We start from the raw sequence: 19941 nt of genomic DNA on the forward strand, positions 1-19941 counted from the left end.
GTCGGGCCTCCCCACGCCCGTTGCTGATGCCGCGTCAGGCGCTTTGTCACAGACCGCCGTTGACCACGGAGCTGGCCACCGCGCCGAAGCCGATGTTCCACTTGGCGAGGATCTTGTCGTACCGGCCGTCGCGGATCAGCTGGTCAAGTGCCTTGGCCAGCACGTACTGCAGGTCCGTGCTGTCCTTGTTCAGCGTGATCCCGTAGGGGCTCGACTGCACCGAGGTGCCGACCACCTCGAACTTCCCGGTGCTGTGGGAGGTGGTGTTGTACTCGGCCACCGGGAAGTCGTTGAGGTCGGCGACGGCCGTGCCGGCGGTCACCTCGGCCAGCGCCTGTTCGTCGCCCTTCACCTCGTGGATCTGCAGCTGCTTGTCGTTCTTGGCGCAGGCCCCGACCTGGCGCTGGGCGAGCTCGTCCTGGACGGTGCCCTGCTGGAGCGCGACGGTGTGGCCGCACAGGTCGTCCAACGAGCCGATCCCGGCCGGGTTGCCCTTCTTGACCAGGATCGAAGTCCCGGTCATGAAGTAGTCGATGAAGTCGACCCCGGCCGCGGAGGGCAGCCCGTGGTCGTCGGTCCCGTCCTGGCGCTGCTTGGTGTCGATCACGGCCGACATCGCCATGTCGACCTTCTTGTCCTGGACGGCAGGGATCACGCTCGCGAACGGCATGTCCTGGAACTCGACCTTCAGCCCGAGGTACTCGCCGAGCGCGGTGGCGAGTTCCGGGTCGAGACCGGCGGGTTCGCCGTCCTGGCCCCTGAAGTCGACCGGGGCGTAGTTGAGGTAGGAGGCGACCTTGAGGACGCCGGCCTTTCGGACGGCCTCCGGAATGCGGCTGCGCAGCTCCGAGGTGCTCGGACCGGCCCCGGCGGTGGGGCTCCCGCCGCAGCCGGACAGCAGCAGACCGCCGACGCCGACGGCCGCCAGGGTGCGTATGGGCATGACTGGTATGACGGTGTTTCTGGGCATGGTGATGCGTTTCCTGAGGGAGGGAAAGTGAGGGTGCGCCACCGGTGCTGCTGGGGTGCGCAGCGCGGACCTCGTCCCGTTGCCCTGGAGACCGTCGCGGGATGGGCGTACGGCCGGTCGGCTGAGGTCCGCCATCGGCAGGCGGGTCCGGCCATCCTTGCATCCCCTCGGCCGGACCGGGGGACCGGGAGGTCACTGTCCGCCCGGCCGTTCCACGGACTGAGACCGTGCTGTCCGCCCTGCCCTGCCTTGCTCTGCCCTGCTGCGCTTTGCCTCGCCTTGCTCTGCCCCGCCCTGCTGCGACTCGCCTCGTCCCGCCGCGGGTGGAGGGCCGGGGAGCCGGGTCAGCGCACGGCCTGTCCGATCCGCTGGGGGAGGGTGCCCCACGGGCGGCAGTCCACGACGGGCAGCGCATGCTCGACCGCCTGCTCGGCCAGCCACTGCGAATAGCGGACGCTGATGTCCGCCCGATCGCTCTGGATTCCGCTCCCGGGCTCGCGTTCGGCGTAGTTGGCGGTGACCTGTGCGGTGTCCTGCTCGTGGAGGAACACCGCCCGCACACGTCGGCCCGCCGCCGCGCCCTCCCGCATCGCCCTGGCCGCGGCGGCCGGGGTGAGGTAGTCACCCTCGACCACCGCGGGGACATCGACGGTCAGCCGGTTGCGGACCACGCCGAGCACGGCGAGCTCCAACGCGTTCGCGGTGGCGATCTGCAGTTCGAGCACCCGCGCGGTGTCGAGCGGAGAGGCGTCCGGAACGCCGTCGAAATGGTGCAGGCCGGGATGCTGCTCGGCGCTGGTGATGGTCTGGACGGCGCTGACCACGTCGTCGAACTCGACGACGAACGCCCCCGATTCCTGGGCCAGTTGCGCTGCCACCCGACTCTTGCCGACTCCCGAGGCTCCACCGAGAAGGAGCACGTCCCACTGCGTCGTGATCACCGTAGGACCGTATCGCACCGCCCGGGGACGCCCCCGGGCCGGCCAGCGGGATCGGCCGGCCCGGGGGCACGCTGCTGTTCGGCTCCGAGCATCGCTGTTCGGCTCCGAGCGCCTCGACTACGAGTACGGACTCTTCGACGGGCTGAGCGGCCGCTCCGCCCGCGCGGAGGGCAGCGCTCTGCCCCAGGGGCTCGGCGCATGGTCGCCGATCCGCCGGTAGTCGCGGTCGCGGTCGCGGTCGCGGTCGTGGAGCCGGGAGCGCTGCTGACCGTACTCGACCCCCGGGACGACCGGGACGGTCCCGGTGTGGAGGTCCTGAACGCGGTCCGCACTCAGGGGTTCGTGCTGCTGCTCCTGGCCGAGCCGGGCCTCGGCCTCGCCGTGCGGACCGGCCAGCACCGAGCAGCGGAGCCTGCCGCCGGGCTCGGCACCGACAGCGGCGGCCGCCGGTCTCTCCAGGTCCCGGACGTCCACCGGACCCTGCTCGCGGAGCGGCGCGACGGCATGCGGCGCGACGACATACGGGGTGACGGCGTGCGGGGCCACCGCGTGCGGGGTGACCGCGTGGGTGACGCCGTGCGCAGCAGCCGTCGGCATGTACTCGGACAGGAACTGGCGCTCCGACTGGCTCAGTCTGCGCGAGCGTCCGGAAGCCCGGTCGCGTGCGACCACGACCGTACGGGCCGTCATGTAGGTGAGCGGATCACGGCAGACATCCACCCGGACATGTGCGGAACTACGTCCGAGCCGTTCCACCGTCAGCCGGACCAGCAACGGCTCGGGCCGATGGTGCAGCTGTTCCAGGTAATCGATCTCATGGCGTGCGATCAGGAATCCGGCCGGGAAAAGCGATTCCCTGGCCGCTTTGGCGTGGTGGTGGAACAGGTCGTGAATTCCCTCCTGGATGTACGAGACCAGGCGGGCATTGTTGATGTGGCCGTTCTCGTCGACGTCACTCCACCGGGTGGGGCACCGCAGGACGTGTGGATTCGTATTCGTGTACGGTGTGCTCACTGCTTCTTCCGCCCGGAATTTCCCTTGCTGCCGACCGGAGAGGTCAGCAGCGCCCGCTCGAGCCGGGCGTGGTAGGCCGAGTGCTCGGCGGCCATCTCCCCTGCGGTCCAACCCTCTTCGGCCGCCTCGGCCGCGGTGCGGACGACCAGTGCGTCCAGGGCTCCGTCCACGGTCCGACAGAGCTCGGCCACGGCGGCGAACCGTTCCGGGACGCCTCCGCTCCCGGTCCTGACCCTGGCGGGGAACGCCGCGAGCGCGTCCACCGCGAACTGCAGACCGTCAGGGGAAGTCGAACCAATTCCCGGTCGGCAATTGTGCACGATGTCTCCCGAATTTATGAATAGTTGCTGCGGCTGGATCGGGGTGATTCACAGGCATCCCCCCGGACCCCGCCCTTACGGAAATGACGCTATCTCAATCCGGCGGCCTCCATGACGTTTTGTGCAAGGATTGGACAGATTGCCTACTTTTGGAGTAGTAGAATAGTTGTCGCGCTGACCGTTCGGCAGTCGGATCCGATGCGGTGGTCGATGCGTGGGCTGATTTTCTGGTTTTCTCGCGGGATTTCCCCTCGATCATTCGTCGAACGCGCGCCACGGCATTACGTCGTCCGTTCGAACATCCACACCTCGCGTCGACTCGCTCCAAGATCCCCCAGTGGACAACGCGGGAACGGCCCGCTGGTCGCGGCCTACGGCAAAAGTCGATCTCCGGCACGCGTCGCCGGGTTGACGTCCCGCCCCTCGCGGCGGCAGGGCGACGTCGTTCAGGTGATCCGCCCGGCTTGGTGTTCGATTCAGGTGGCTGCTGTGGCTGCCGAGTGTCGGACTGCAACGGCTCCCCGTCACCACCGCCGACGACGAGCACGAACCGGCCCGACTCGGCGACCAGGGGCGCCGACCGCTGCGGACCGTGGCCACGGACGACCCCGGAGCTGGCTTGCAGCGGCCGGTGTCCCTGATCAGAACAGGGTGGGCGCGAGGTCAGGAGTTGTGGTGACTGCCCGCCCACACGGCGGGGGTCCGCTGTGCCCAGGGAGCGGCCTGTTCCAGCTGTCCGGCGAGACGGAAGAGGACGTCCTCGCGTCCGTATCCCGCGGCGAACTGGATGCCGATGGGGAGTCCGGTGACGGGGTCGGTCTCCAGGGGGACGGACATGGCGGGGGTGCCCGCGACATTGAACGCGGCGGTGAAGGGCGAGCGGTGGAAGAGCTGCTCCAGCCAGCCGAGACCGTCGGCGCCCTCGGCACCCTCGGCGTACGTGCCCAAGGGGACGGGCAGTTCGGGCAGGGTCGGGGTGAGCAGCAGGTCGTAGTCGGTGAAGTACCGGCCGATCGCGCGCGCGACGCTGTTGCGCATCGCGAGCGCGTGGACGAACTCGGCCCCGCTGACCTGCTGTCCGTAGGCGTAACTGGCCAGTATCTCGGGTTCGACGGTGGTGGAGTCGACGGGGCGCTCGAAGGCCGCGGCGAAGCCGTCGATCCACGTCACCAGATTGGTGCTCCAGAGGCGGGCGTTGGCCAGGGTGAATTCCTCCCAGCTGACGCCGAGGTCGACCTGGACCTCTTCCACCCGGTGCCCCAGGGACTCGGCGAGTCGTGCGGAGCGGAGCGTGGCGTCGACGACGGTGCCGTCGACGGTCCGACCGCCCCAGGGTCGGGTGAGGAGGCCGATCCTCAGGCTGCCCGGGGAGCGGGTGACCTCCTGCGCATAGGGCCGCTCCGGCTGCTGGGCGAAATAGGGGTCACCGACCTCGGGGCCGTGGACGAGGTCCAGCAGCGCGGCGCTGTCGCGCACCGAGCGGCTGAGGACGCCGTGGACGGCGAGCCCGTTGAAGACCTCGTCCGCGTCGGGGCCCATGGAGATCCGTCCGCGGGTCGGCTTCAGCCCGAACAGGCCGTTGCTGGCGGCGGGGGCACGGATGGAGCCCGCTGCGTCGGTGGCATGCGCGATCGGGACGACGCCCGCGGCGACGGCGGCTCCCGAGCCACCGCTGGAGCCGCCGGGGCTGCGGGTCGGGTCCCAGGGGTTGCGGGTGGCGCCGTACAGGACGCCTTCCGTGGTGGTGCTGTACGCGAACTCCGGAGTCGCCGTGCGTCCGAGCGTCACCAGCCCGGCGCGACGGAAGCGCGCCATGAGCGATGAGTCGGCCCCGGCGACGTTTCCTGCGGCGATACGGCTGCCCAGCTCCACCCGCTTGCCGGCCATCGCGACGGCGAGGTCCTTGATCAGGAAGGGCACCCCCGCCAGTGGCGTACTGCCCGGAGCCGGCGTGTCCTGTGCGGGCCAGGTCTCGACGACGGCGTTGATCTGCGGATTCACCACGTCGGACGCCAGCTGGGCGGTCGAGGCGAGTTCCGCGGCGGTCACTTGGCCGCGAGCCACCAGGTCGGCCAGGCCGACGCCGTCGTAGTCCACGTACTCGGAGAGCTTCATTTCGTCCATTCAGGAGAATCGGTACCGGTTGGCAATACCGCTCGGTATCGTAAGAGACCAAGCGGTATCATGCGGGACTGGTCGGTACCGTAACATTGCGACCAGGGCGGTGCAACGCCCCACCGGACCGATGAGGGGCCGTACGGCGAGCATGGACAGAGTCAGCAGGCAGAGCAGGGTGGCCAAGTTGCCGCCCCGGGAGCGGATCCTTGACGCGGCGGAGGAGCTCTTCTCGCGCGAGGGGATCAAGGCGGTGGGTGTCCAGGTGATCGCCACCCGGGCTGAGACCACCAAGATGGCGCTGTACCGCCATTTCGCGACCAAGGACGCGCTGGTCGAGGAGTGGCTCCGCATCGTCGCAGCCGACTACACCGCTGCGTTCGACCGGTTGGAGGGCGCACACCCCGACGAGCCCCGGGCGCAGATCCTGGGGATGGCCCGGTTCATCGCCGACGGACTTCCCGAGATCTCCCACCGGGGATGTCCGTTCATCAACTCCATTGCGGAACTGCCCGACCGCACCCACCCGGCGCGTCGGCTGATCGAAGCCCACAAGGCCGGCCAGGTGCGCCGACTCACCGACCTGTGCGCCCGGGCCGGGCTGCCCGATCCGGACGAGGCGGCCGCGGAGATCACCTTCATCCTTGAAGGAGCCCAGGTGAGCGCCCAGAACGGAAGCGTCGAGCACGCGGGTGAGCGGCTCATGAGGATCGTCGAGGCCGTCCTGGACCGCCGCTCGGCCCCCGAGGCTGCCCTGTGAAGGGTCGCGCCACGGCGTGATCCTGGTGTGGACGAGCTGGACGGGGCGGTGGATGCGGTCGTCGGTGATCGGAACCGTCCGGCCGTGGCCGGTCAACTCGACGGCGACGTGGCCGGGGGTGCGGCCGGTCGCGGGCGGCGGGCCGGGTGCCGACCGCAGCGAGGGACTTCGTGCCGGTCGGCACCGCGCACGCGGCGAGCGCGAGGACGAAGGCGAGGGGATGGCGGCGGCCCTTGGCCCGGCGCGGATCGGGTACCGCTGCGGGACGTCCAGCAGCTGCGGGAGTTCCCCGGACCCGACAGCCGGGCAGCGGCGAGCCGGCGGCGGGTCCGCGCCGCCGGTGGCCGGCCCTGTTCGTGCGGCCCGTCGTCTGCTCCTGCGGGCTCCGGCGGGAGCCGGGGTGCGGAGCGTTGTACCGCCCGGTCTCGCACCCGGACCAGTGGCGCAGCGTCACCGTCCGCCGCTTCCAGGTCGGCCGCCACCGCCGTGCTACCTGCCACGCCTCCCACCGGGTGGAGCCGAGGGGGCGGGCGTCGTGCCTATGCGTAGTTCCATATGTTTTTCTGCACAGTGGCCTCATGAGGCCCGCCACCTATGCCGCTGCCGCCTTCCTCCTCGTCTGCCTGAGCACCTCCATCGACCCCTGGCCCGAGTCGCCCACCTCGACGTCCGATCCGGCAGCCCCGCAGGCCACCGACGCGACTCCCGCCCCGCTGGGTCCGCCCGTTCCGGTCTCCGTTCCCGTCGCCGCTGCACCCGCAGCGTCTGCCGCGTCTGCCGCCAAGCCTGCCGCGCCTGCCGTCGAGCCCTACGTGGCCCCGGACGAGGGCCGCTTCGGCTCACCGGAGCAGGTCGTTCCGGGCGTGGAGTACCGGTCGTTCACCGTGCCGACCTCCCACGGCAGCGCGCACGTCCACCTGTTGACGGCGGACCTGAACCACCCGGGCGTGCGGGCCGGAATGCTGTACCCCGGTGCGGTCGCCTCAACCGCGCCGGTGTCGGGGATGGCGTCGGAGCAGGGGGCGGTCGGCGGCATCAACGGTGACTTCTTCGACATCTCCGAGGAGCAGCACCCGGGGGTGGAGGCCACCGGGGCGACGTCGGGGCCGATGGTCCTGGACGGGCGCCCACTGAAGGGTGCGGTGCCGCAGGGCCAGCGCTTCGGCTGGACGCCCCCGGACGGCGACACCAGCGAGGACGTGTTCGGGGTCGGGACGGACGGCCGGGCGCGGACGGCCCGGCTCACCCTGCGCGGCCACGTCCGTACGCCCAAGGGCTTACTGGAGCTGGGCGGCCTCAACCAGTACGCCCTGCCGGTGGACTCGATCGGCGTGTTCACCCCCCGGTGGGGTTCCGTCTCGCGGGCCCGTGCCGTCTGCGGGACCGACGACGACCGGGCCGCGCCCTGTACGGGGGAGTCCTACGAGGTGACGGTCCGCCAGGGGAAGGTCGAGTCGGTCTCCGAGTCCCCGGGCAGGGGTGCGATCCCGGAGGACGCCGTGGTCCTGCTCGGGCGCGAGGCCGGTGCCCGTGCGCTGCGCGAGCTGACACCGGGCACTCCCGTCCAGGTGGACTACGCCCTCGAATCCACCGCGGGGGTGCCGTTCGCCTTCGCCCTGGGCGCGTACCCGGTGGTCCGCGGCCACGAGCCGCTGCCGGGCCTGGACACCGCCGTCGCCGAGCCCCGTACGGCGGTGGGCATCACCGCAGGAGGACGCGTGCTGCACCTGCTGTCCATGGACGGCCGGGAGGGGACCTCCAGCGGACTGACCGTCGGTGAACTCGCCGATGTGCTGCGCTCCCTGGGCTGCACGGAGGCCGTCTACCTGGACGGCGGTGGTTCCGCCACCCTGGCGACCCGTGACCCGGGCACCGGCATGGTGCGGGTCCGCAACAACCTCGACCGGGGCCAGGAGCGCTCGGTCCCGAACGGCATCGCGGTCTTCTCCGGCTGACGAATCGTTACTGCGGCCGGTCAGCCGGTCAGCCGGTCAGCCGGTCGGCCGGTCGGTTGATCGATTGCTCGGTTGATCGGTTGATCGATCGGACGGACGGCGGGTGGCAGGGCGACGCCGGTGGCCCGGTGGCCCGGTGGCCCGGTGGCTCGGCGGCCAGTGCGGAGCCCCGGAGCGACGGGTGCGTGGCTTTCGGCGTGAGGACCGAGCAGGCCGAGGACCGGGTGCGCGGGTTCGCGGGGCGGATCTCGGTATTGCCGGCCGGATGGCCTCCGTGCTCCGCCGCGAGGACGGCGTTTCGAGCCTGCTCGGTGCAGCGGCTGAAGCCCTGGCCGGGGCCGAGGCCCGACGGCCCGCCGGGCGCGCTCGGGAACGACCGCCTACCGTCGGCCTGCCCGGTGACCCCTCTTCCCCCGCCGATGTCGGATTCCCCGCCGATGTCGGTCCCGGGCACACCCGAGCAGCCGGCTGGGTGGTCGGGCACCGGCACCGAGGTGGCCGGCGTCGGGACGGTCTGGCGTCGGGATCGCCTGGTGTCGGGACGGTCTGGGGCAGTGACCGCGTCGCGCAGTCGGTCGAGCCTCGGAGCGGCTCCGCCTGGCGGCCCGAACAGCTCACCGCCGAACGGAAGTCGGCACCCCTTGCTGTAGAAATTGCGCTCGGGGCAATCCCTCCCGGGGGGTGCCGCGTAGTAGATACATATGCTGCTGGATCACGGCTTCCCTCCTCGGAGGGTTCGGTGAGACGTGCGGATGCCTGCGGGGGCGGAGCCGGTCGGGGCCCGCTCCCGCAGGGCCCCCGGTGAGGCGGAGTCGGTCCGGCTGTCCCTGGACTCGGCCGACGACAGCCAGAGCGCCGCGTCCGGCCGACCCGATGCGCGCGTCGGCGCCTCCGTGGCGACCGCTGTCCGCGGCGGTGGTGGCGGGTGGGAAGAGAGCTTCGCCATGAGACTGACCGTTGAGCGACTGCGGGCCTCTCCAGGCCGCGTCGCCGCTTCCCCCGCGCATGCACCGCCGGTCTCCGCTGCGGACGTCGGCCTGCTGGTGCTCCGGTTGGCCGGTTTGTTGCTGGCCGGCCACGGTGCCCAGAAACTCTTCGGCCTGTTCGGTGGGCATGGTCTGAGTGCCACGGCAAAGGGCTTCGCCGCCCTGGGCTACCATCCCAGCAGTCTCTTCGCCGGTCTGGCGGGGGCCTCGGAGATGGCGGGCGGCCTGGGGGTGGGTCTCGGACTGCTCACCCCGCTGGCGGCCGCCGCCATGATCGGGGTGATGATCAATGCGATGGCCGTCAGCTCGGGACGCGGCCTGTGGGCCGACAGCGGCGGCATGGAGTACCCGCTGTGCCTGACGTTGATCGCGATCGCCGTGGCCGCCGTCGGCCCGGGCCGCCTGGCGCTGGATCACCCGTTCCGCTGGGGCCGTGGCGGGTGGTTGAGTATGGCCACCGCCCTGGGGCTGGGCGGTGTCGGAGCCGTCATCGTGCTGTGCCTGAAGGGGGCGGCCCTGTAGCGGCCCAGGGCGGTGCGCCTCAGCCGGCGGACCGGTACCCGAGGGCCGTCGCGCCGATGGCGGCAGTCGCACAGGCGGGGGCGGCGCGGACGGGGGCGGTATGGACGGGGGTTGCGCGTACGCCGTCGGCCGGGCCGAGCCGCAGGACGAAGTCGGCGGTGTCGGCGAACGCCCGGTCGTGGGTGATCAGGACCGTGGTGCGCCCGGCCATCAGATGCCGCAGCGGGGCGATGACGTTCTCGGCGGACCGGTCGTCCAGGCCCGCGGTGGGCTCGTCCAGGACCAGGACGGGCGTGCCGCGCAGGAACGCCCTGGCGATCGCGATCCGCTGGCCCTGTCCGCCGGACAGCTGGAAGCCGTCGCGGCCGATCTCGCTCTGGTAGCCGTCCGGCAGCGCCGTGATGAAGCCGTGCGCGTCTGCGGACTCGGCGGCCCGTTCGATCTCGGCCTGCGTCGCGTCGGGCCTGCCGTAGGCGATGTTGTCGCGGATCGTGGCGTGGAACAGCCCAACCTGCTGGGGGAGCAGGGTCACGGCCCGGCGCAGTGAGACGAGGGTCAGGTCCGTGAGGTCCTCGCCGTCGAGGCGTACGGTGCCGAGGTCCGGATCCAGGAACCGGACCAGCAGCTTGGCCAGCGTCGACTTGCCGCAGCCGCTCGGTCCCAGCACTGCCAGGACCTGGCCCGGGCCGATGTCGAAGGTGACGTCCGCCAGCACCGGGTGTTCGTGGTCACCGGAGTAGCCGAAGCGGACGTTCTCGCAGGACAGGCGACCGACGACCGACCGGGCGTGATGGGCGGTCGGGCGTTCGTGGACCGGACTGCGGGTGTCCAGGAGCTCGATGACCCGTTCGGCCGAGGCGCCGGCCGCGCCCACCACCGAGGCGAGCTCCGAGAGCTGCTGGGCCGGTTCGAACAGCTGGGCCATGAACGCGGCGAAGGCGAGCAGTCCGCCGAGGCTCAGCGAACCGCGCTCCAGTTCGAAGGCGCCGATGCCCACCACGGCCACGCCCGCGGTCACTTCGAGCACGTTGAGGAACGGCGAGTACAGATCGGCGACGCGTGCGGTGGCGAGCTCGGCGTCCATCAGCGCCTTGCCCTCGCGCCGGACCCGTTCCACCTCGTGGGCCTCCTGGTTGCAGGTGCGGGCGAGAGCGGAGTTGCGCAGGCTCTCCTCGACGACCGCGGTGACGCCGCCCGCGCGGCGCTGGGCCACCCGTTCGCGGACCAGGATGTGGTGGCCGAAGAAGTGCGCGCCGGCCCAGAACAGTGGAGCCGCGGCGAGTGCTGCGAGCGCGAGCGGCCAGCTCAGGTACACTGCCGCCGCCGCGAACAGCAGCAGGCCGCACAGCGCTGCGCCGCCCTCGACCAGTCCGGAGGCGACCAACTGCTCGATGGCGGCAACGTCCCGGGTCAGCCGGGCCACCACGTCGCCGTGCCGCCGCCGCTCCAGCGTGTCCGGCGGCAGGGTGTGCAGATGGGCGACGGTGGCGGTGCGCAGCCGCAGTACGAAGCGCTCGGAGACCCGGCTGGCGCCGTAGCTGCCCGCGTAGGTCAGCAGCGCCGCGCCCACGGCCGTTCCGAGCATGGCCAGCGCGAGCGGCCAGAACGCGGAGAACCGCCTCGGGACCAGGACGCCGTCGATCAGATCCTTGAACAGCCAGACCGACACCACCTCGCCGAAGCTGCCGGTCACCAGCAGGCACACGGAGGCCGCCAGCCACGCTGCGTCGGGGCGCGCCCACGGCCAGAACCGCCGGAAGGCCTCCCGCACGGGGACCGTCGGCGAGGGCGAGACCGGGCCTTCCGTGCCGGACCAGCTGCTCGAGACCGCCGGATCCGCCGAGGACTCCAGGCTCCGTGCGGGCTTCGCGTTCCGTGAGGTCTGCATGCCCCGTGAGGGCTCCAAGGCGTCGCCTCCTCCGCCGAGCCGCTTCCCCGTCGCAGTGAGCAGGGGCCGACCGAGCGCGGCCGGCCCCCGAGGACAGGGATTACCTCCGTCTTCGCTCACCAGCGGTTGTGCCGGTGGTGTCCGTGGTGTCCGTGACGCCCGTGGCGTCCGTGGTGCCGCCGTCCGTAGCCGAATCGACCGAAGATGCTCATCCTGGCCTCCTCTCTGCGCTGTGACGGGTCAAGTCGGGGCCTTGCAAGTACTACGCAGAACTGTGTTCCAGGGATTGCCGCGGGCCGGTGAGCTGCGGAGCGGTGGGCAATCCCTCCGCCGGGGTGGTACGTACTGAAGACATGCACCGGATAGGCGCCCCCCTGGAGCGGATGCCTGACGAGGCACTGCTGGCAGGGCTGATGACGGGCGATCCCGAGATCGCCCTGGCCTTCGTGCGCCGGTTCCAGCACAAGATCTTCGGTGTGGCCATCGCCGTGACGGGCGATGTGCAACTGGCCGAGGACATCGCCCAGCAGACCTTCGAGCGGGCCTGCCGGTACGGCCAGGTGTACGACCCGCGCCGCGGGTCGGTCCGTACCTGGCTGGCGGCCATCGCCCACAACCTGGCGGTGGACACCATTCGCACCCGTAGAACCGTCCCGCTCGAACCCGACGAACTGGAGCACTGCCTGGAGGCCGTCACCCGGACGCCCGAATGCCTGGCGCTCGCTACCGAAACCTCGGAGGAGCTGCGAGAGGCCCTTGCCGATCTGCCACGGGAGCAGGCCCGGGCGCTGGTGATGGCCGGCATCTACGGGATGACCGCCCAGCAGATCGCGGAGTTCGAGCACGTGCCGCTCGGTACCGCCAAGACCCGGATCAGGGCGGCGATGGGAAAGCTCCGCGTCTCCCTGACACGGCAGAGGAGGACCGGCCATGAATGACACCGGTGGACTCAGCTGCGTCCAGCTCCGGGAGATGGGTCCTGAGCTCGCCCTCGGTGTGCTGTCCGCGTGCGATCGGGCCACGGCCATCGCCCACCTGCAGTCCTGCCCCGCGTGCCATGAGGAGATCCGTGAACTGGCGCTCACCGCCGACCGGTTGGTGGACCTGATCGCGGGCTGCGAGCCCCCCGTCGGCTTCGAGAGCCGGGTGCTCAAGCGGATCGGACTGTCGCCCGTGCGCCGGGTGCGGCGCCGCGTGGCGCGCTACCGGTTCGCCCTCCCCGCGGCGGCCGCGGCGGCGGCCCTCGCCTTCGGGGGAGTGGGCGGCTGGGTGATCGGCGCCTCCGAGCGTGTCGGTCCGCCCGCGGTGACCGCGCCCGGCACGTCCGCCGGCCACGCACTGCTCACCGCCAAGCTGGTCGCCGCCGGACGCACCGTCGGACAGGCACTGATCTCCACCGGGCCGTCGCCCTGGATCTACATGTCGCTGGATGCCGACGGGTCCACCCTCGGCAGCAAGGTCTCGTGCCAGCTCGAACGTGGCGACGGTTCCAGCGTCACCCTCGGCCCGTTCGCCGTCGCGAAGGGGTACGGGCACTGGGACGGCCCGTACCCGGCGAGCTCGTCTCCGGTCACCGGAATCCGGCTGCTCGCCGGGAACGGCTCCGTCCTGGCGGCCGCCTCGTTCGTCCCGATGTACCCGCCGTCGGACACGTGACGGCGTACACGTAGTGGCGGCACCGGCGACGGACGCGGGCGGCCCGGACGGCTGTCACCAGTAGTGGCGGCGGCCGCCGACGGCGTGCCCCACCGCGCCGAGGATCCAGAGGACCAGTCCGATGACGACGAGGACGATGCCGATCGTCCACAGGATGCTGATACTGGTCAAGAATCCGATGATCAGAAGGATGACTCCGAGGACGATCACGACGACCTCCCAATGGGTGACCCCCCTCGCCCCGGCGTGTGCCCAGCTCCGTGCGCGGTAATCACTCGGCTCGCCGGATGGTCGGCCGGGCGGTTCCCGACCCGGTGACAGGCTGGGCGAGAGTGGGAGGCGGGACAGAGTGACCGAGATGCCGCAGCGGTGGGTGCTGACGTTCCCCGGACGGCCGGGCGCGCACGAGGAGCAGGAGACCGTCGTCGTGCACCTGCAGGGCGGCGTGACGGGCCCGCAAGGCCACCCGCTGTACGCGGACGCCGAGCGCGGGGTCCGCGCGGAGATCACGGCGGAGGGCATGGTGTTCCTGCTCGACTGCGACGGCCTGCCCGAACCCCAGAACCCGGTCCACGCCCACCCGCTGCCCTGACGGCCGCCCCGACGTCCCGCCCGGCCGGTCGGCCACCGAACCGCACCCGGCGCCGGGCATCGGCGCGTGGCCGGACGCCGGACAGCGGCGGCAGCCCGCGCGCGCCGCACTCCGCCCGGGGCACAGGCCGGCCGGCGCAGCGCCCGGACCGGTCACCGGTCCCAGGTCGCCCGACGCCGGTCGCCGGAGCGCCACGTACCGAGCCGCCGCGCGCCCCGGGCCACCAGCAGCACCACGGTCGCGGCGCAGACCAGCGCGAACGCGCCGAGGGCCGGGTACGAGTGCACCCGGACACCGACCGACAGCAGCCCGAACGAGCAGGCGGCCAGCAGGACCAGCACGTTGACGGGTACCCGGCACAGCATCTGGACGGCGTGCCGCACACGGCCCAGCCGCATGCTCCGAAGGCGCCGGTCCAGTTCGGTGTCGGTCCGCAACTCCGCCTCGATCACGGCGAGTATCTGCCGCTCCCGCGCGGACAGGACGGGTCCGTCCATCGTCGCCACCTCCCTGCCTGCCAGCCGGTGACGGGACTCTGCCCCGCTGTTGCCCGGCGTACACCGGCTTCTAACGACGTCGCGCGGATTTCCGCCCGCCGCCGGGCAGGGAGTACAGCACCCCGAAGGCCACCACCAACGTTGCGCCCCACAGCAGGCCGAAGCCCCACAGTGCCGCCGCCGCCGACGTCCGCACGCCGGCCACCAGCAGTCCGCAGGAGAGTGCGGACCACACCAGAGCCTGGTACGGCCGCCGTCCGCTCAGTGTCTCCCACAGCCGAGTGCGCACCCGGAACCGCAGGCGGTTCAGCGCCAGGTCCCAGCTGGCGCCGGCCCGCGACGCACCTTCGACTCCGACCCCCGCCGGCCGGAACTCCTCACCGGGGTCCATGCCGCAACACCTCGTCTCCATCGCTGCGCCGCTCCACCGTCGAACGGCCTCGCCTGTCCGCGGTCGTCTACCCGGGTGCTCGGTGCCGACACCAGGCAACGGGTTTCGGCGTCGTCGGCACGGACAGACGCCCACCGTGACCACGGTCCGGAAGGAGAACGCCATGAGCTACGGCCTTGCGCTGGACGTCGACCGGATCCGCCGGGAGGCGCTGCAGACCATGTCCGCCGGTCCGGCGACCACCAGGTACGGGTTGGACACCGAGCGGGTGGTCAGCGTCCTCAACGACGTGGTCGCGGCCGAAGTGGTCGGCTGGCTCCGCTACACGCGGCACGCCGGCTCGGCCGAGCGGGTCGACCGGTCGGTGGTGAGCGAGCTCTTCACCAGGCACGCCGAGCGGGAGATGAGCCATGCGGTCGCCACCGCCGAGCGGATCGGCGAGCTCGGCGGGCAGCCGAACTTCGACCCCGCCACCCTCGCCCAACGCGCGCACACCGACTATGCCGCACCCGACGACGGTGAACTGCGGGCGATGCTGGAGCAGAACCTGCTCGCGGCCCGCATCGTGGTCTCCACCTACCAGGAGATCGCCCGCTGGCTCGGGGACCGCGACCCCACCACCCGGCGGCTGGTCGAGTCCGTCCTGGAGGAGGAGGAACAGAACGCGCACGCCCTGGCCGAGTTGCTGGACGCGTGAGACCCGGGCTCGGTGGTTGCGGCGACGCCGCCACGGCTCGGCGGGCCGCTACGGTGCGGGCATCGGCGGCGGCGCCGGGTCGGGCCCGGGCTCCGGCGGTGTGGGCGGCCCCGGGTCCGGATCGGGCCGCGGTGGTACGGGTACGGGGTCGCCGGGCCCGGGACCGGGGTGGGGGAGCGGGCCCGGAACGGGCGGGTGGGTGTCCGGGTCGGGCGGGACGGGGATGGTCATCGGGCTTCCTCTCGTCATCGGGTCGTCATCGGGCATCCGCTCAGCGGCCGAGTGCGTCGGCCAGCTGCTTCTTGTTCATCTTCGAACGGCCCTTGACGTTCCGGTGCTTGGCCTCGTTGTAGAGCTGGTCGTAGGTCGGACCCTCGGCGCCGCCGTGCGAGCGCAGCCCGCCGCGCCGACCGGAGGAGATGTCCTTCACCGAGCTCCGGCTGGCCGTCTTCGACTCGCCGTGCCGGGCGCGTTCCTTGTTCACCGTCCGGGCCGCGATCTCCTCGGCCCGTTCGGTGCTCTCACCGCGGTCCAGAGCGCTCTCCTTGATGTGTTCGTACTGGCGTTCGCGCTTGGGGCCGGAACCTCGGGGCATGGCCGCCTTCCTCTCGTCCGGGGCGTGCACCGGCCGGGTGCCGGCGGGCTCACCGCGCGCCTACCCGGCTTCCTCCGGGCGACACCCCGGAACCTGCTCCCGGGCCGACGGGTCCGGCTCCGGAGGGTTCGTGGTGCCGTGTGCGGGTACCACAGTGAGCGGAGTGTTCGGGCCGGCGGCCCGGCTCCGTTCCGGGGGCTTCGACCCCCGTCGATCCGACGGCACGCCTGGCGTGCCGGGATTCCGTCGCCTGAAGCAGCCGGGCGGAGCGGTCTCCCATCCCCCGCATCCCGTGCGACCACGCTTCGGGCGGCGATCCGCGCCCCGAGCTGCCGTACCGGTGCGGACCCGTGACACCCCGGGAGATGACCCAAGTGTCCGCCGCCACCGCCAAACCCGTCAGCGCCGCCCTCCCCGACACCAGCCGACGCCCCACCCGGCAGGAGATGCGCGCCATGGGCAAGGCCGAGGCCCGCGCGCTCAGCGACGCCCTCTTCGGCCGGCTCGCCGAACTGGCGCCCGAGACCCACGCCTACAGCTACGTCCGCGGCACCATCATCGAACTCAACATGCCGCTGGTCCGCTTCGCCGCCGCCGGCTTCCGGCACCGCGCCGCAGAGACGGAGGACATCCTCCAGGTCGGCACCATCGGCCTGATCAAGGCCGTCGACGGCTACGACCACCGGCGCGGTGTCGAGTTCCCCACCTACGCGTTGCCCACCATCACCGGCGAGATCAAGCGCTTCTTCCGCGACACCTCGTGGCCGCTGCGGGTGCCCCGCAGCACCCAGGAGCTCTACCTCCAGGTCGCCCGCGCCTCCGACCGGCTCGAACAGCAGCTCGGCCACCTCCCCACCCCCGAGGAGATCGCCGAGGACCTGCAGCTCACCACCGACCAGGTCACCACCGGACTGGGCGCCGGACGCGCCTACCGCTGTGACTCCCTGGACGCGCCCCACGACGACGGCGACGACAGCGGCACCGCCCTGGTCGACCGCCTCGGCGAGCGGGACCACGAACTCGAACTCGTCGTCCTGCGTGAGGCCGTCCGTCCCCTGCTGCCCGGCCTCACGCAGCGCGAGCGCACCGTCCTGCTGCTCCGTTTCTGGGGCGACCGGACCCAGTCCGAGATCGCGCAGCGCATCGGCGTCTCCCAGATGCACGTCTCCCGGCTGCTGAGTGCCACCCTCGCCCACCTGCGCGACCAGATCGAAGCCGGTGAGAGCGGTCACTGACGACGGTTGACCGGGCGGCACCGCGGTTCGGGCCGGGGCGACCCGAACCGTCCGTCGCGCCGCCTGCGCAGTTCCTCGCCGGACCCGAGGCCGTTGGGGGAGGACCGCGCCTTTGGCCAGGGACTCGGGACCCGGGACCCGGGAAGGCACCCCGTCGGTGGTCCGGACGGGACGACCCGTTCTACGCTGGTGCCGTTCTGTGGCAGGACGTTCTGTGACGTTTTGTTCCCGGAGGCTGCCGATGAGCGACGATTCGGCTGAGCGCGCCGTACTGCAGGCCACGGTGGACCGGCTGCGAGCCGAGGCGGACGGCCTGCGTGCGGCCATGCGGACCAGGGGCGTCATCGAGCAGGCCAAGGGGCTGCTCACCGAGCGGCTCTCGTGCACTCCCGACCAGGCCTTCGAGGAGCTGGTACGGCGCTCGCAGGAGAGCAACCGCAAGCTCGTCGAACTCGCCGCCGAGCTGCTCGGCCTCGCCGCACCGCCCGGTGCCGCCGACCCGGTGACCACCGCCGACCCGCTGCCCGAGTCCGACTCCGAGCCCCGGCCGCGAGCCGCCGACCCGACACCGCCGACGACCGGCGTCCGGGCGTCCGGGCACCCGCCCGCGGCCGCTTCCGAACCGGCCACCGAGGGCTTCGCGACCCGCTACCACCTGGCTGCCTCCGCGCTCGCCTCCGCCGCAGGACCGGACGACCTCGCCCGACAGCTGCACGAGTACGCCCTCGCCCCGCTCGGCGCCGCTGCGGTCGTCCTCGCACTGCTCGAACCGGACGGTGCGCTGCGCCTGGTCGGCAGCCACGGCGTCCCCGCCCACCAGCTGAGCCAGTGGCAGCGGATCCCGCCGCGCACCGCCGTCCCGCTCACCGAGGCCGCCCAGCTCGGCACCACCGTGTGGGTGCACAGCCGCGAGGAGTTCGCCGCCCGATACCCGGACCTGACCGGTGAGGACCTCATCCCCGGACGCACCGTCTGCGCCGAGCCGCTGCGCACCGGCCGACGGCTGATCGGTGCGATGAAACTCGGCTGGACCGATGACTTCCGGCCGGACCCGGGCACCACCCGCTACCTCTCCGCCGTCGCCCGGCTGACCGCCGCGCAGCTGCTGCGGATGGTCTCCGCCGACACCGGGGGCCCCAGCCCCCCGGAGCCCTCCGGCGAGCCCTGGTTCCGGGCGGTGCTGGACGCCCTGCTCGACCCCGTGCTCATCCTCGCCGCCGTCCGCGAACCCACCGGCGAGGTGACCGACCTCCGGGTGGAACACGCGAACGCGGCCACCGTCGACCTCGCCGACCGCACCGGAGAGGACATCGTCGGCCACCGCGTCACCGAGCTCTACCCGGGCATGGTGGCCTCCGGCACCTTCCGGCGGCTCCTGGACGTGGCCGCCACCGGAACCCCGTACCAGGGCCGGGTGGAGCAGTTCCTGGAGGTGGTCGGCGGCACCGTGCACGCCTCGACGATGACCCTGCACGCCACGCCCTTCCTCGACGGGGTGCTGGTCAGCTGGCGCACCCACGACGAGCAGGAACGGCAGCAGATCCAGCTCGCCCAGGCCCAGCGGCTCGCCGGTCTCGGCACCTGGAGCTGGCAGCGCGGCTCGACCCGGATCGGCTGCTCGCCCGAGTTGGGACGACTGCTCGGACTGCCCGAGGAGTCCGACGGGCTCGACCTCCGGACCGTCCTGGCGGCGATCAGCCCCGACGACCGGGACGGGGTCAGAGCGGTCGCCGAACGGCTGCTCGCCGGGCAGAGCCCCGCGACGGCCGAGTTCCAGGTCACGGGCTTCGGCGGGCTCGGCGGCCTGGGTGGTCCCGGTGGTTCCGGTGCTCCCAGGGGGCCGGCCGATGCCCGGCGCAGCCTGCGGGCGATGGCCGAAGCCGTACCCGGCGCGGTTCCCGGCGTCGTGGTGGCCATCCGCGGTGTGGTGCAGGACGTCACCGCCTGGCGCCGCACCGAGCAGGCGCTGTCCGACGCCCGCAGCCGGCTCGCCGACCAGCGGCGGCAGACCGCGGTCGAGCACCGCGCCGTCCGGACGCTCCAGCACGCGCTGATGGACGTGCCGCGCGGCCCGCACGAACCGGACCTGGAGGTCGCCGTCCGCTACCTGCCCGCCGAACGCGAGAGCAAGGTCGGCGGCGACTGGTACGACGTCCTGAGCCTCCCGGACCGGATGGTCCTGGTCGTGGTCGGCGACGTCTCGGGACACGGCCTGCGCGCCGCCGCCGGCATGGCCCAGCTCCGGCACGCGCTGCGCGGCATGGCGTACACCGGCCTCCCGCCCGACGAGGTGCTCGGGCGGCTCAACCGCATGCTCTGCCACGAGCGCAGCGAGTACATCGCGACCGCCGTCTGCGGCCTGCTCGACCCGGCCACCCGGACGCTCGGCTGGGCACGGGCCGGGCACCTGCCGCCGGTGGTGGCCCAGGACGGTGCCGTCCGCCTGCTGGACCTGCCCGACGGGCTGGTGCTCGGTGCCGAGCCCTCGGCGCGCTACGGCACCGCCCGGCTGCGCCTCCCGCCCGGGAGGACCGTCCTGCTCTACACCGACGGTCTGGTCGAACGGCGCGGCGACGACCTGGGCCGAGGCCTGGACCGGTTGCTCCGGGCGGTCGAGGAGTACCGGGCACCGGAACTGGAGGGCTGTCTCGACCACGTCCTGCGCCGCCTCGGTGCGCCGAACCCGCTGGACGACACCTGCCTGGTCGGCCTCCGCCTGCGCTGACCGGACGTCCTCGTCCCCGGAAGGCGCTCCAGAGCCTGCACCTGACCGGCACCTGTACCGGGCCGGCACGGGTCCGAGCGAG

General features: G+C 72.2%; 20 protein-coding genes. 9 read left to right on the plus strand and 11 right to left on the minus strand.

The window, feature by feature from the left end; genetic code table 11:
• Positions 1 to 46: 46 nt before the first annotated feature.
• The 5 genes from ACFC1R_RS32035 to ACFC1R_RS32055 form a co-directional block, all read right to left on the minus strand.
• Positions 47 to 943 (minus strand): ABC transporter substrate-binding protein, encoded by an 897-nt coding sequence (locus ACFC1R_RS32035; protein ID WP_375944646.1) that lies wholly within the window; start codon positions 941 to 943, stop codon positions 47 to 49.
• A gap of 371 nt (positions 944 to 1314) precedes the next feature.
• Positions 1315 to 1911: an AAA family ATPase gene (locus ACFC1R_RS32040; protein WP_375944648.1), complete on the minus strand. Its 597-nt coding sequence runs from the start codon at positions 1909 to 1911 to the stop codon at positions 1315 to 1317.
• A 117-nt stretch (positions 1912 to 2028) separates the two neighbouring features.
• Entirely contained in the window at positions 2029 to 2925 is an 897-nt protein-coding gene (locus ACFC1R_RS32045) for an acyl-CoA thioesterase (RefSeq protein ID WP_375944650.1), read from the minus strand.
• Complete coding sequence (locus ACFC1R_RS32050) at positions 2922 to 3188, minus strand: hypothetical protein (protein ID WP_375944652.1); 267 nt, start codon at positions 3186 to 3188, stop codon at positions 2922 to 2924. The genes ACFC1R_RS32045 and ACFC1R_RS32050 overlap by 4 nt, the downstream gene beginning before the upstream one ends.
• 720 nt (positions 3189 to 3908) lie before the next feature.
• The gene (locus tag ACFC1R_RS32055; protein WP_375944706.1) at positions 3909 to 5360 is read right to left on the minus strand and encodes an amidase; all 1452 of its coding nucleotides are present in this window, start codon (positions 5358 to 5360) and stop codon (positions 3909 to 3911) included.
• A 151-nt stretch (positions 5361 to 5511) separates the two neighbouring features.
• Between ACFC1R_RS32055 and ACFC1R_RS32060 the strand changes: the two genes are divergently transcribed.
• Positions 5512 to 6120: a TetR/AcrR family transcriptional regulator gene (locus tag ACFC1R_RS32060; protein WP_375944654.1), complete on the plus strand. Its 609-nt coding sequence runs from the start codon at positions 5512 to 5514 to the stop codon at positions 6118 to 6120.
• On the opposite strand, the gene ACFC1R_RS32065 is transcribed toward ACFC1R_RS32060, so the two are convergent.
• Positions 6062 to 6700 carry a transposase family protein gene (locus ACFC1R_RS32065; protein WP_375944656.1) on the minus strand — a complete coding sequence of 213 codons (639 nt, stop codon included), beginning with the start codon at positions 6698 to 6700 and terminating at the stop codon, positions 6062 to 6064. The two genes, ACFC1R_RS32060 and ACFC1R_RS32065, sit on opposite strands and share 59 nt — an antisense overlap.
• On the opposite strand from ACFC1R_RS32065, the gene ACFC1R_RS32070 reads away from it, so the two are divergent.
• Complete coding sequence (locus tag ACFC1R_RS32070; protein ID WP_375944658.1) at positions 6699 to 8075, plus strand: phosphodiester glycosidase family protein; 1377 nt, start codon at positions 6699 to 6701, stop codon at positions 8073 to 8075. The two genes, ACFC1R_RS32065 and ACFC1R_RS32070, sit on opposite strands and share 2 nt — an antisense overlap.
• A gap of 944 nt (positions 8076 to 9019) precedes the next feature.
• Positions 9020 to 9583, plus strand: coding sequence for a DoxX family protein (locus ACFC1R_RS32075; RefSeq protein ID WP_375944660.1), 564 nt, complete (start codon positions 9020 to 9022; stop codon positions 9581 to 9583).
• A 19-nt stretch (positions 9584 to 9602) separates the two neighbouring features.
• Here the strand turns inward: ACFC1R_RS32075 and ACFC1R_RS32080 are convergent, their stop codons facing one another.
• A complete protein-coding gene (locus ACFC1R_RS32080; RefSeq protein ID WP_375944662.1) occupies positions 9603 to 11471 on the minus strand; it encodes an ABC transporter ATP-binding protein in 1869 nt (622 codons plus the stop codon).
• A 383-nt stretch (positions 11472 to 11854) separates the two neighbouring features.
• Between ACFC1R_RS32080 and ACFC1R_RS32085 the strand changes: the two genes are divergently transcribed.
• Both ACFC1R_RS32085 and ACFC1R_RS32090 read left to right on the plus strand, forming a co-directional pair.
• Positions 11855 to 12409, plus strand: coding sequence for an RNA polymerase sigma factor (locus ACFC1R_RS32085; RefSeq protein ID WP_375944664.1), 555 nt, complete (start codon positions 11855 to 11857; stop codon positions 12407 to 12409).
• The gene (locus ACFC1R_RS32090) at positions 12402 to 13127 is read left to right on the plus strand and encodes a hypothetical protein (RefSeq protein WP_375944666.1); all 726 of its coding nucleotides are present in this window, start codon (positions 12402 to 12404) and stop codon (positions 13125 to 13127) included. Before ACFC1R_RS32085 ends, ACFC1R_RS32090 begins: the two co-directional genes overlap by 8 nt.
• Positions 13128 to 13181: 54 nt before the next feature.
• Here the strand turns inward: ACFC1R_RS32090 and ACFC1R_RS32095 are convergent, their stop codons facing one another.
• Complete coding sequence (locus ACFC1R_RS32095) at positions 13182 to 13337, minus strand: DUF6131 family protein (RefSeq protein WP_375944667.1); 156 nt, start codon at positions 13335 to 13337, stop codon at positions 13182 to 13184.
• A 148-nt stretch (positions 13338 to 13485) separates the two neighbouring features.
• On the opposite strand from ACFC1R_RS32095, the gene ACFC1R_RS32100 reads away from it, so the two are divergent.
• On the plus strand, positions 13486 to 13719 hold the full coding sequence (locus tag ACFC1R_RS32100; protein WP_375944708.1) for a DUF6296 family protein: 234 nt from the start codon (positions 13486 to 13488) through the stop codon (positions 13717 to 13719).
• 152 nt (positions 13720 to 13871) lie between these two features.
• On the opposite strand, the gene ACFC1R_RS32105 is transcribed toward ACFC1R_RS32100, so the two are convergent.
• Positions 13872 to 14216: a DUF3040 domain-containing protein gene (locus ACFC1R_RS32105; RefSeq protein ID WP_375944669.1), complete on the minus strand. Its 345-nt coding sequence runs from the start codon at positions 14214 to 14216 to the stop codon at positions 13872 to 13874.
• A 70-nt stretch (positions 14217 to 14286) separates the two neighbouring features.
• Positions 14287 to 14607 (minus strand): hypothetical protein, encoded by a 321-nt coding sequence (locus ACFC1R_RS32110; protein ID WP_375944671.1) that lies wholly within the window; start codon positions 14605 to 14607, stop codon positions 14287 to 14289.
• Between the two features lie 163 nt (positions 14608 to 14770).
• Between ACFC1R_RS32110 and ACFC1R_RS32115 the strand changes: the two genes are divergently transcribed.
• Complete coding sequence (locus ACFC1R_RS32115) at positions 14771 to 15304, plus strand: ferritin-like domain-containing protein (RefSeq protein WP_375944673.1); 534 nt, start codon at positions 14771 to 14773, stop codon at positions 15302 to 15304.
• Between the two features lie 271 nt (positions 15305 to 15575).
• Here ACFC1R_RS32115 and ACFC1R_RS32120 read toward each other — a convergent pair whose 3' ends face one another.
• Positions 15576 to 15899 carry a plasmid stabilization protein gene (locus tag ACFC1R_RS32120; protein ID WP_375944675.1) on the minus strand — a complete coding sequence of 108 codons (324 nt, stop codon included), beginning with the start codon at positions 15897 to 15899 and terminating at the stop codon, positions 15576 to 15578.
• 365 nt (positions 15900 to 16264) lie between these two features.
• Here ACFC1R_RS32120 and ACFC1R_RS32125 point away from each other — a divergent pair, with 365 nt between their 5' ends.
• Both ACFC1R_RS32125 and ACFC1R_RS32130 read left to right on the plus strand, forming a co-directional pair.
• A complete protein-coding gene (locus ACFC1R_RS32125; protein WP_375944677.1) occupies positions 16265 to 17134 on the plus strand; it encodes a SigB/SigF/SigG family RNA polymerase sigma factor in 870 nt (289 codons plus the stop codon).
• Positions 17135 to 17375: 241 nt separating this feature from the next.
• Complete coding sequence (locus ACFC1R_RS32130) at positions 17376 to 19859, plus strand: SpoIIE family protein phosphatase (RefSeq protein ID WP_375944679.1); 2484 nt, start codon at positions 17376 to 17378, stop codon at positions 19857 to 19859.
• The last annotated feature ends 82 nt before the right edge of the window (positions 19860 to 19941 follow it).

It is taken from the genome of Kitasatospora sp. NPDC056138, assembly GCF_042264695.1.
Lineage (GTDB): Bacteria > Actinomycetota > Actinomycetes > Streptomycetales > Streptomycetaceae > Kitasatospora.